This is a genomic window from Streptomyces sp. MBT53 (assembly GCF_016654115.1).
GTDB lineage: Bacteria > Actinomycetota > Actinomycetes > Streptomycetales > Streptomycetaceae > Streptomyces.
This window is the reverse complement of record NZ_JAEQAZ010000465.1, coordinates 1-1,429: the sequence shown is the minus strand read 5'-3', so window position 1 is coordinate 1,429 and position 1,429 is coordinate 1. Positions and strand designations below refer to the sequence as shown.

Here is a 1,429-nt window from a genome sequence, read left to right as displayed (position 1 = left end):
GGAGAATCTCAATGATCGTGTCAAGCCGCCTGCGTGACTGGCGGAGCGGGGGTGAACAGCCTCTTGTCACGCAGCATTGCCCACAGGACGTCGACCCGGCGGCGGGCGAGCGAGAGCAGAGCCTGAGTGTGCAGCAGGCCCTCGGATCGTTTCTTGAGGTAGTAGTCCCGCGACGGACCGGGCCGCATCATCGCGGTCTGTGCCGACAGGTAGAAGATGTGCCGCAGGCGTCGGTTGTAGCGCTTGGGCCGGTGGTAGTTGCCGGTGCGGCGGCCGGAGTCGCGGGCGACCGGGGCCAGGCCCGCATGAGAGGCGAGCCGGCCGGCGTCCTTGTAGCCGCCCAGGTCGCCGACGATGGCGACGAGCTCGGCGCCCAGGATGGGGCCCATGCCGGGTATGGACTCGATGATCTCGGCGCGGTCGTCGGTGCGGAACGTCTCGCGGATCTCCCGGTCGTTGTCCTTGATCCGCTCGTCCAGGGCCAGGAGCTGGTGGGCAAGGTCGCAGACCAGCTTGGCGGCCCGCTTCTCGCCCGGCAGGGCGGTCATCTGGGACTGAGCCGCTTCCACTGCCTTGGCGGCAACGGCGGCGGCGCCGCGGACTTTGCGGCGTTCCAGCCGGGCCGTAAGCCGCTTGACGCCGATGCGGCGCAGGGCAGCTGGGGTCTGGTACTCGGTCAGCATGACGACCGGTCCCTTGGCCGCGGAGTAGTCGAAGGCCCGCTCCAGTGCGGGGCAGATGCCGACCAGCAGGTCGCGGAACCGGTTGATCAGGCGAACCCGGTCGGCGATCAGGTCGGCCCGGTAGGTGGTCAGGATCCGGAGGGTGGTGACCAGCTCTGGGGGTGTATCCAGGTGCTGGAAGTCCTGGGGACGCATGCGGGCCTGGTCGGCAATGACGCGGGCGTCGCGGGCGTCGGTCTTGCCCTCACCCTGGTATGCGCCGGACATGCGGTTGACCGTCCGGCCGGGCACGTAGACGACCTGCTGGCCGCGGGCGATCAGCAACGCCAGCAGCAACGTGGACGCGCGACCGGAGATGTCCACGGCCCATCGCACCTCGCCCGCCCGGTCCCGCGCCGTGTCAATGAGGGTGATGATCTGGGCCTCGTCGTTGATGACCTTCGTCGAGAACAAGGTCTCGCCGTCGCTGTCGACCGCGACCGCCCAGTGATGCCCTTTGCCGGCGTCGATGCCGACCCATATCCGCTCGTGAGCCGTGCTCAAGCCCGTCGCTCCATGTCTGTCGTGACCAGCAATTCATGGTCCGAAGAACACCCCGCCGACAGGTCCCTAACCAGCGATGACCGCAGTTCTCAATCAGTGGCCGGAGCGTCCCGGAGGACCGGGCGGCCATTCTCCTTGAGCCATCAACGGCAACTCCGCATCAGCCACACCCGGTCCTCCCGGACCGCCAACATTCTTAGGGA

1 protein-coding gene is annotated in these 1,429 nt (G+C 67.9%); it reads right to left on the bottom strand.

Annotated elements, in window-relative coordinates; all coding sequences use genetic code 11:
• Nucleotides 1-20 precede the first annotated feature (20 nt).
• A complete protein-coding gene (locus JHN45_RS52255) occupies nt 21-1,226 on the bottom strand; it encodes an IS110 family transposase (RefSeq protein ID WP_201056549.1) in 1,206 nt (401 codons plus the stop codon).
• Between the last annotated feature and the right edge of the window lie 203 nt (nt 1,227-1,429).